General features: G+C 61.7%; 9 protein-coding genes and 1 pseudogene. 7 read left to right on the top strand and 3 right to left on the bottom strand.

The annotated features are described in order from the left end of the window. Both EPO09_RS08985 and EPO09_RS08980 read left to right on the top strand, forming a co-directional pair. On the top strand, nucleotides 1-789 hold a 789-nt coding region (locus tag EPO09_RS08985), incomplete at its 5' end, for a class II fructose-bisphosphate aldolase (protein WP_290642303.1). Between the two features lie 130 nt (nucleotides 790-919). Next, complete coding sequence (locus tag EPO09_RS08980) at nucleotides 920-1,882, top strand: triacylglycerol lipase (RefSeq protein WP_290642301.1); 963 nt, start codon at nucleotides 920-922, stop codon at nucleotides 1,880-1,882. Nucleotides 1,883-1,925: 43 nt separating this feature from the next. Here the strand turns inward: EPO09_RS08980 and EPO09_RS08975 are convergent, their stop codons facing one another. Further along, the gene (locus EPO09_RS08975) at nucleotides 1,926-2,966 is read right to left on the bottom strand and encodes an AraC family transcriptional regulator (RefSeq protein WP_290642299.1); all 1,041 of its coding nucleotides are present in this window, start codon (nucleotides 2,964-2,966) and stop codon (nucleotides 1,926-1,928) included. Nucleotides 2,967-3,203: 237 nt separating this feature from the next. Between EPO09_RS08975 and EPO09_RS08970 the strand changes: the two genes are divergently transcribed. The 4 genes from EPO09_RS08970 to EPO09_RS08955 all read left to right on the top strand — a co-directional run bounded on the left by EPO09_RS08970 (nucleotide 3,204) and on the right by EPO09_RS08955 (nucleotide 6,989). Continuing rightward, complete coding sequence (locus EPO09_RS08970; RefSeq protein ID WP_290642298.1) at nucleotides 3,204-4,142, top strand: triacylglycerol lipase; 939 nt, start codon at nucleotides 3,204-3,206, stop codon at nucleotides 4,140-4,142. Nucleotides 4,143-4,145: 3 nt separating this feature from the next. After that, the gene (locus tag EPO09_RS08965) at nucleotides 4,146-5,240 is read left to right on the top strand and encodes a lipase secretion chaperone (RefSeq protein ID WP_290642296.1); all 1,095 of its coding nucleotides are present in this window, start codon (nucleotides 4,146-4,148) and stop codon (nucleotides 5,238-5,240) included. Nucleotides 5,241-5,348: 108 nt separating this feature from the next. Continuing rightward, nucleotides 5,349-6,017 (top strand): glutathione S-transferase family protein, encoded by a 669-nt coding sequence (locus EPO09_RS08960; RefSeq protein WP_290642294.1) that lies wholly within the window; start codon nucleotides 5,349-5,351, stop codon nucleotides 6,015-6,017. Between the two features lie 60 nt (nucleotides 6,018-6,077). Further along, nucleotides 6,078-6,989: a phosphoribosylaminoimidazolesuccinocarboxamide synthase gene (locus EPO09_RS08955; RefSeq protein ID WP_290642293.1), complete on the top strand. Its 912-nt coding sequence runs from the start codon at nucleotides 6,078-6,080 to the stop codon at nucleotides 6,987-6,989. A gap of 120 nt (nucleotides 6,990-7,109) precedes the next feature. On the opposite strand, the gene EPO09_RS08950 is transcribed toward EPO09_RS08955, so the two are convergent. Beyond that, nucleotides 7,110-7,664: an FxDxF family PEP-CTERM protein gene (locus tag EPO09_RS08950; protein WP_290642292.1), complete on the bottom strand. Its 555-nt coding sequence runs from the start codon at nucleotides 7,662-7,664 to the stop codon at nucleotides 7,110-7,112. A gap of 156 nt (nucleotides 7,665-7,820) precedes the next feature. Beyond that, nucleotides 7,821-8,528, bottom strand: a complete 708-nt coding sequence (gene yihA / locus EPO09_RS08945; protein ID WP_367200058.1) for a ribosome biogenesis GTP-binding protein YihA/YsxC — start codon at nucleotides 8,526-8,528, stop codon at nucleotides 7,821-7,823. Between the two features lie 145 nt (nucleotides 8,529-8,673). Here yihA and EPO09_RS08940 point away from each other — a divergent pair. Beyond that, nucleotides 8,674-8,904 (top strand): annotated as a pseudogene (locus tag EPO09_RS08940) (cytochrome c4); the annotation flags it as partial.

Raw genomic sequence — 8,904 nt, 5'->3', positions numbered from 1 at the left:
GGCGCCATCGACCTGGGCTTCGGCTCGGTGATGATGGACGGTTCCCTGAAGGAAGACGGCAAGACGCCTTCTTCGTTCGAGTACAACGTGGAAGTGACCCGCAAGGTCGTGGACATGGCTCACAAGGTGGGCGTGACCGTGGAAGGCGAACTGGGCTGCCTGGGCAACCTGGAAACCGGTGATGCCGGCGAAGAAGACGGCATCGGCGCCGATTGCAAGCTGGACCACAGCCAGATGCTGACCGACCCCGAAGAAGCCGCCGTGTTCGTGCGCGAAACCCAGCTGGACGCCCTGGCGATTGCCATCGGTACCAGCCACGGTGCTTACAAGTTCTCGCGCAAGCCCACGGGCGACATCCTGGCCATCAGCCGCGTCAAGGAAATCCACAAGCGCATCCCCAACACCCACCTGGTGATGCACGGTTCCTCCTCGGTGCCTCAAGACCTGCTGGCCATCATCAACCAGTACGGTGGCAAGATGAAGGAAACCTACGGCGTGCCCGTGGAAGAAATCCAGGAAGCCATCAAGTTCGGCGTGCGCAAGATCAACATCGACACCGACATCCGCTTGGCGATGACCGGTGCCGTGCGCAAATTCCTGGCAGAGAACCCAGACAAGTTCGACGCCCGCGAATGGCTCAAGCCCGCTCGCGAAGCCGCCAAGCAGATCTGCAAGCAGCGCTACATGGAGTTCGGCTGCGAAGGCCAGGGTTCCAAGATCAAGGCCATCTCGATGGTCGACATCGCGGCAGCCTACGCCAGCGGCAAGCTGGCTCAGGTCGTGGCCTGATCTTTTGACTGACTGAATTCTTGCTGTCGCGGTGTCGATGGCAAGGCGTCATCGGCGAGGGCCTGCTCAGGCACCTCGCCGTTTTTTTGCCCGAGTGTGACGGGATGAGGTGCGTGTGGCTAGTCGAGTAATGAAGTGGACCTTGGGTGGTTTGGCGGCGGTGTTGGTACCCGTGGCCTTGGTGGTGGTGCCGTGTGTGATCACGCTGACCAGCACGCCGCCCTCGTCGGTCAAAGTGGCCGATGACGCCCAGACGCAGTACCCCATCGTGCTGGCGCACGGCGTCATGGGCTTTGCCTATGCGGGCAAGCAGTCGTATTGGTATGACATACCCGAAACGCTGCGCGCGCATGGGGCCCAGGTCTTCGTGACCCAGGTATCGGCCTTCAACAGCTCGGATGTGCGTGGCCAGCAATTACTGGATCAGGTACGCAAGATCATGCAGGTGACGGGCGCCAAGAAGGTCAACCTGGTCGGGCACAGCCATGGCAGCCAATCGGTGCGCTACGTGGCGGGCTTGCACCCTGAGTGGGTGGCATCGGTCACGACGATTTCCGGGCCGACCAAGGGCTCGGAGGTGGCGGACTGGCTGGCGGATCTGGATCAGCATCATCCCGCTGTGGCTGGCTGGATCCTGGGCGTCGGTGATACCGTGGGCGGCGTGATCAACAGCATCACCAACGTCAATCTGCCGATCGATGCTCGCCAGGCGATGATGTCCTTGACGACGACCGGTGCGGGCTTCTTCAACCAGCGTTTCCCGGCCGGTGTCCCTGTGCAGGAATGCGGAGAAGGCGGCAATGTGGTGGATGGCGTGCGCTACTACTCGTGGAGCAGCGTGGGCCAGTTCTATCGCGTCTTCAACCTGTCGGACTACCTCATGAGCCTGACTGGCAAGGCGTTTTCGCGTGAACTCGATAACGACGGCCTGGTGGGAAAGTGTTCCAGCCATCTGGGGCAGGTCATCCGTGACGACTATCCCATGAACCACTTCCAGATCGTCAACCAGTTCTCCGGGCTGGTGGGGCCAGGTGCCGATCCCGTTGGCCTCATGGTCGAGCACGCGCATCGACTGAAAGAGGCGGGGCTGTAAAGGCCCTTGCCGATGCTGGCTGCGTGCCGGCATCAGGTAAGCATCAGGCTGGCATCAGGCGCCGACGGTATTCACCGGGTGAGGCGCCTTTCCAGCGCTTGAAGGCGTGATGGAAGCCGCTCTGATCGGCGTAGCCCAGCATCATGGCGACTTCCGCCAGGGACAGCCTGGGGTCCCGCAAATGGCGCTCAGCCAGGCGGCATCGCACCTTGTCCAGCAGTTGCCGATAGGTCAGGCCATACTCGTCCAGGCGGTGCTGTAGGGTGCGTGGTGCGAGTGACATCGTTTGCGCCATCTCCTGCAAGGTGATCTCGCCCGCGCCGGTTTCCATGCGCTGGATCAGTTCAGCCTCCAGGTGCGCCAGAAAGCTGTGATGCTGGCCCAGCAGGGCCGCCAGATCGGTCTCGGCCTGCGCGCGCAGCACGGCATGAACTTGCGGATCTCGTTGCGCAATGGGCAGGCTTGCATAGTGCAGCGGGAATACCAGCTGATTGCGCGGCCGATCGAAGTGGACGCGGCAATGGAGCTCGCGCTCGAATGCGAGGCGCACGGCCGGGTCTGCCGGTGCTGTTTGTGTGAGATGCATGTCGCAACTGATATCTGCACGTTCGCTCAGCCAGCGCGCTTGAATCACCCATTGCGCCATGGACAGCAAGATCACTTCAGCAGGCGGATTGGGAATCAGCGGGTTCCACGACATGAAGCATTGATCGCCCACGACATCCCATTGCGCTTCATTGACGCTGTCGAGCAGTTGCTCATAGCGTTGCAGTGTCAGGGCGGCTTGCCCCAGTGTGTCGCACGACATCACCAGAAAGCCCAGCAGACCCAGGTGACGAGACTTGATCGAATGCGCCAGCTTGATCGGAAAGACCGGGTCGTTCAGGTGTGAGACTGCGCGTTGCAGCGTGGTTTGCCATTGATGAACGGAGACGCGGTGATGAGGTGGTGACGCGCGCAATTGCCGCACCCATTGCGCACCGAATACATCCTCGGCGCGGTGCCCCTGGCTTTCGACGTACTCCAGCACGGCATGTGTGTAGTGCGTGCATGCCGTGCCAGCGTGGCTCGATTTCTCATTCATGAATACCCTCGTTTTGCGTCTGGGGCCAATGGGCTTGCATGTGCGCCCAATACCGACGGGCATGCCTTGCCAAGAATTGGCGCAGGAAAGACGCTGGTCCCGATGTTGAAGTGGCTTGTGGGTTAACACCATTCGGGTTATTTCGAATGCAGAGGGACAGGTAGCGACACGTGGATGCGCGTCGCGACAAAGCGTTCTATCCCTTCACCAGAACCCATCGAGATCGAGGAGATTCACATGACCCAGAAGTACCGCTATTGCGCCGTTGGCCTGTTCGCTTTGAGCATGGCGTGTGCGGCATCATCGGCCCAGGCCACCAGCACCTATGCACAGACAAAGTACCCCATCGTCTTTGCGCATGGCATGACCGGCTTCGACAACATCGGGCCGATCGAGTACTGGTACGGCATCCCCGCTGACCTGCGCAAGAACGGCGCCACCGTGTACGTGACGCAGGAGTCGGCCTTTAACTCATCCGAGCTGCGTGGCGAGCAACTGCTGGCGCAAGTGGAAGACATCATGGCCATCACAGGTGCCAGAAAGGTCAACCTGATCGGCCACAGCCATGGCAACCAGTCGATTCGTTATGTGGCGGGTGTGCGCCCTGATTTGATCGCATCGGCCACGTCGGTGTCTGGTCCGACCAAGGGCTCGGATGTGGCGGACCTGATTCAAGGCGTCTCTGACGTGGGCGGCCCTGGTTTGACCAAGCTGGTGACCAGCATCGTCAACGCCGCAGGCAAGATCATTGGCTTCCTGTCAGGCGATGCCAAGTTGCCTCAGGACTCGTATGCGGGCTTGCAGTCCTTGAACAGCAAGGGCGCGGCCATCTTCAATGCCAAGTTCCCTGGTGGCGTGCCTGCCACGGCTTGCGGCGAAGGTGCTTATGTGGCCAATGGCGTGCGCTACTACTCATGGAGTGGTGTGGGCCAGATCTATAACTTGCTGGATCCGGCTGACTATGGCCTGTCGATCTCTGCATTGGCCTTTGCGGGCAAGCCCAACGACGGTTTGGTGGGCCAGTGCTCGAGCCACCTGGGCCAGGTCATCCGTGACAACTACCCGATGAACCACCTGCATACCGTCAACCAGGTCCTGGGTCTGGTGGGCCTGGGTGCGAACCCCGTAAGCCTCTACCGCGTACACGCCAACCGTTTGAAGACGGCAGGTCTGTAAGACATGGGCGCGACCTCGATGACACGAGAGGGGGGCGGGCCCGTGAGGGCCTTGCCTCGCTCATGGAAGCAGCGCGCTGGCTTGAGCTTGCTGTCTGGTGTGGTGCTGGTTGGTGGGTGGTTGATCTGGCAGCGCACTGCCACCAAGCCCGTCAGCACGGCGGCATCGGGTGTGGCGCCCGACTGGATCAAGCCTGGTGCAGCAAGCGAAGGCGCCCGGGGCAATCAGGCATGGCCGGCCTTGCGAACGGGGCTGGAGGCTTTGCCCCGCTCGCTGGTGGGGACGGAGGTGGACGGCAGTGTGCAGGCCGATGCGGCAGGGCACCTCAAGCTGGATCGCGGTCTGCGCAATCTGTTTGACTACTTCCTGTCGCTGGTTGGTGAAGAGCCGCTGGCGCGCGTGCGCGATCGCATCGTGGCCTATCTGCGATCGCATTTGCCCGCAACGGCAGCGGCCGAGGGCGTGAACCTGTTGGATCGTTATCTGGCCTATGAGGCCGAGCGGGGGCAACAAGGGCAGGGCGATGCACATGACGGATCGCCTGATGCGAGCCTCAGCTCTTTGTCGCAGCGCATGGCGAAACTCAAGGCCTTGCGCCAAGGGCATTTCTCCGCCGCAGAGCGGCAGGCCTTCTTCGGCGATGAAGAGGCATTTGACCAATACACGCTGCAAAAACTGGCCGTGATGCAGGATGCCAGCTTGAGCCCCGTGGACAAGGCTCAGCGTCTGCATCAACTCACCGAGGCCTTGCCCGCAGAGATGCGTGCCAGCCTCACGGCGGTGGACAGCTATGAAGATCTGAGCGCGCTCACTGCGGATTGGAAGGCCCGCGGCGGCACGCCCGAGGCCTTGCGAGAAGCTCGCTTGCAACTGGTTGGCGCAGAGGCCACCGGCAGGCTGGAGGCCTTGGACCAACAGCGCGCACAGTGGGCACAACGCGTGCAAAGCTATCAAAGCCAGAAGGCCCGCTTGATGGCAGATCCCAGCTTGAGCGCCTTGCAGCGTGAGCAGGGCGTGCAGCAATTGCAAGCCAGCCTGTTCAACGAGCAGGAGCGTTTGCGCTTGTCGGCGATCGACGGCGCGCTTGTTCATCCCTGATCTTGCCTGGGCATGACAGGGGCCGGGCCACACGCCAGACGGCTTTGCCGTATGCTGCGTCCCGGCATTCCTTGAACACCCTCTGACAACAGATCCCGGAGAACGCGCATGCTCAAGCTCTATGGCTTCCCCCTGTCCAACTACTACAACAAGGTCAAGCTGGCCTTGCTGGAAAAGGGCGTGCCTTTTGAAGAGGTGCTGGTCCACTTCGGCGCTGAGGGCAAGGCCGGCAAATCGCCGCTGGGCAAGGTCCCCTATATCGAGACCGAGCAAGGCTTCCTGTGTGAGAGCCAGGCCATCATGGAGTACATCGAAACCCGCTGGCCCACACCCGCACTGATCCCCGCTGATCCCTGGCAGGCGGCCAAAGTGCGCGAGCTCATCACTTACTGCGATCTGCATGTCGAGCTGTGTGCTCGCCAGCTCTATTCGCAAGCCTTCTTCGGCGGCACCTTGCCCGAGAAGTTCATCGAGCGCGTCAAGGGTGATCTGATCAAGAACCTGGCGGCGTTCAAGCAACTGGTGCAGTTCGCGCCGTATGCCGCGGGTGACACCTTCACGATGGCCGATTGCGCCGTGTATGTGAGCCTGCCCTTGGCTGCATTGGCCACCAAGATCGTGTGCGGTGAAGACCTGGTCGCGGCCGCCGGCATCGACTGGAAGGGCTACGTCAAGCTCATTGAAGCGCGCCCCACGGCCCAGAAGGTGGCCGCTGATCGCAAGGCCGATCAGGTGCGTGCGATGGGCGCAGCTGCTGCGAAGTCGGGCGGCCACTGATCCGTTGTCGAGCGGGGCAAGGCACAATACCGCCTTGCCGATTTTCCTGGTGCCTTGTCCATGACCGCTGCCCTGCACACCTCCGCCCTGACATCTCTGCCTCTCCTTGCTCGCGGCAAGGTGCGTGACAACTACGCTGTGGGCGACGACCGCATCCTGATGGTGGCCTCTGACCGCATCAGCGCGTTCGACGTGATCATGGGCGAGCCCATTCCTGGCAAGGGCGCGTTGCTGACCAAGATGGCGCTGTTCTGGTTCGAGTTGCTCAAGGATGTGGCCCCCAATCACCTGACCGGCGAAGACCCCGTCAGCGTGGTGACGCCTGCCGAACGCGCCCAGGTTGAAGGCCGCGCCATGCTGGTCAAGAAGCTCAAGCCTTTGCCTGTGGAAGCCGTGGTGCGCGGCTACCTGGCCGGCAGCGGCTGGAAGGAGTACCAGGACAACGGCGAAGTCTGCGGTGTGAAATTGCCAGCCGGATTGCAAAACGCCAGCAAGTTGCCCGAGCCCATCTTCACGCCCGCGACCAAGGCCGATGTGGGTGACCACGACGAGAACATCAGCTACGACAAGATGGTCGAGATCATCGGCGCCGACATGGCCGCGCAAGTGCGCGCGCTGGCCATCAAGCTCTACAAGAAGGCCGCCGACTACGCACTGACCAAGGGCATCATCATTGCCGACACCAAGTTCGAATTCGGCCTGGATGCCAACGGCACGCTGACCGTGATGGACGAAGTGCTGACGCCTGACTCTTCGCGCTTCTGGCCCGTGGAAGGTTACGAGGCTGCTTTCAAGTCCGGCGCCAATCCGCCCAGCTACGACAAGCAGTTCGTGCGTGACTGGCTGGAGCAAGCCACCGTCAACGGGCAGCCGTGGGACAAGACCGCGCCGTCGCCTGCCTTGCCGCAAAGCGTGATTGACAACACGTCGGCCAAGTACCAGGAAGCGTTGACGCGCCTGACCGGGCAATGACCCCGTTGCTGGCGCAGGCAGCCTTGCTGCCTGCGCCATGCACCAAAGTCCAAAAAAAAGGGCGTCCGGATGGGCGCCCTTTTTTGATTCAGCGGACTGTGATGCCCGCCAGCATCAGGCTCAGTGAACCTTGCGGCGGCGAGCCAGCATGCCGATCACGCCCAGGCCGGCCAGTGCCAGAGCCATGGATTCGGGCTCAGGCACGGCGCCGGTCACACCCAGGTCACCGTAGTAGCTGCCACCGGCCTTGCCTGCGGCATGGCCCAGCAGGGTGATGGTGTAGTCGCCAGCAGCCAGATTCTTGAAGCCGAACGAAGCGCGGATCAGCGTGGGGCTGATCGTGCCGGTACCCAGGAAGTCATTGGGGCCAGCCAGCTTGATCGAGTCGAACACGGCAACCTTGAGCAGCACATTGCCCGCGGCGTTGTACAGCGGATCGGAGATCGCGCTGAAGCTCACGTCGCTGACCCCGTCCAGATGGAAGTTGTAGTAGTCGTTGAACGACTTGGTGGGATCGACCTTGCGGGTGTCAAGCTGAGCGAACGAATAGCTCGGCAGATCCGTGCTGGTTTCCAGTGTCAGGTCGATGTTGACCGATGGGGGATTGGGGTTGGCGGCCAACACGGCGGTGCTGGCGGCCAGGGCAGCCAAAGCGGCGGCGAACTTCAATGTCATGAACACTCCCGTTAAACGATGCCATGCCTGCGGACGGCGTATTTCACAGTCGTGAACGACGTCACAGGCGATTGGATACATTCTTCGGTAGGAATATGACACTGTCATCCCCCGCCCACGGGGGATGTGATCCCTATGGATGGGGGTTTTCCCGTATTACGGCCAATCGGGCTCCGGCATCGCGTGCGCCGCAGCCAGGGTTTGCGCGAGTTCAGGGGATGCGGCCCATTCCTTGAGCATCTGGGCCGCATCGCCTACCCCGATCTTTTTCAGCGATGAGAACAGGGCGATGCCGATGTCGGCTTCTTCTGTGGCCAGGTCGGCCAATACCTCTTGCGCCTGGCGCAAGGCGTCGGCACCTTCCTTGCGGTTGAGCTTGTCCGCCTTGGTGAGCAGCACCAGCAGCTTGACTTCGCCATTTCGCACGCGCGGGGTGACGAACTCCAGCAGGTTGCGGTCCAGTTCGGTGAAGCCGTGGCGCGAATCCACCATCTGCACGACGGCAGTGAGGTTGCGCCGCAGGGCCAGGTAATTGGCCATCACCTCTTGCCAGCGCAGTTTGGCCGAGCGTTCCACGGCGGCGTAGCCATAGCCGGGGAGGTCGGTCCAGACCTGATTGGGGGCGGCCTTGGGGCCCACATGGAACAGGTTGATGTGCTGTGTGCGGCCGGGTGTCTTGGAGGCGTAGGCCAACTGACGCTGCTGGGCCAGCGTGTTGATGGCCGTGGATTTGCCTGCATTGGAGCGCCCCACGAAGGCCACTTCGGGCAATTCGGTCGTGGGCAACTGGTTCAATTGGGCTGCTGTGGTGAAAAAACGAGCCGAATGGGCCCAGCCCAGGGCCTCCTTGGCAGGGTCTGCCACCTTCTCTGGCGTGGCTTTGGCAGGGGCAGAAGCCCCCGGATTTGCATCCTTCTGGGGACGCTTTGGTCGGTTTGCGCTTGGACGGGTCATAGGACATTGTAAAATCTCTCGGTTTATCTGCCTAATTAACTACAGCCCACCCGCCATGAAGCGCTTTTTCAACCTGATCGCCCTTGCCTCAGTGGCCCTGTCCCTGTCGGGCGTGGCCCACAGTTCGGAAACCAAAGCCGCTGCCAAGCCTGACCTGGCCGCCGGTGAAGCAAAGGCAACCACCGTTTGCGCAGCCTGCCACGTGGCAGACGGTTCGCGCGGCATGCCCACCTACCCGATCCTGCAAGGCCAGCACCCTGAATACCTCGTCAAGCAATTGACCGAG

The sequence above is a fragment of the Aquabacterium sp. genome, assembly GCF_004297345.1.
GTDB lineage: Bacteria > Pseudomonadota > Gammaproteobacteria > Burkholderiales > Burkholderiaceae_C > Aquabacterium.
The sequence above is the reverse complement of the archived record's forward strand: the minus strand, read 5'-3'. Positions and strand labels throughout refer to the sequence as shown.